1 protein-coding gene is annotated in these 308 nt (G+C 27.6%); it reads left to right on the forward strand.

All coding sequences use genetic code 11. The features are described from left to right. Positions 1-245 (forward strand): hypothetical protein (locus H3T96_RS14665; protein WP_198248698.1); only part of this gene is annotated, 245 nt, incomplete at its 5' end. Positions 246-308: the final 63 nt, after the last annotated feature.

Raw genomic sequence — 308 nt, forward strand, 5'->3', positions numbered from 1 at the left:
AAAATGAATATACACGTGCAAAGGGTTATAGTTACAATCAAACCAATTTTTATGTTACTTATAATTATCATGTAATTAATGTACCGGATTGGGTGTTAAATTCAGAAAATAAACTCAATGCTATATATGAACCAATAACAGTAAGTTTACCAGAAGAAACTTACCGAGATGTCGTAACATTTTATGTAGGTAAGGGAGATAAATTATATCAAGATGGTATACGTTATAAATTGATTAAGCCTTAAGACTAATATCAAGTAAGTTATGAAAAATTAATCTCAATTATCAGTCATTGGTCAAGTATGAAT

The sequence above is a fragment of the Gilliamella sp. W8136 genome (assembly GCF_016101285.1).
Taxonomy (GTDB): domain Bacteria; phylum Pseudomonadota; class Gammaproteobacteria; order Enterobacterales; family Orbaceae; genus Gilliamella; species Gilliamella apicola_N.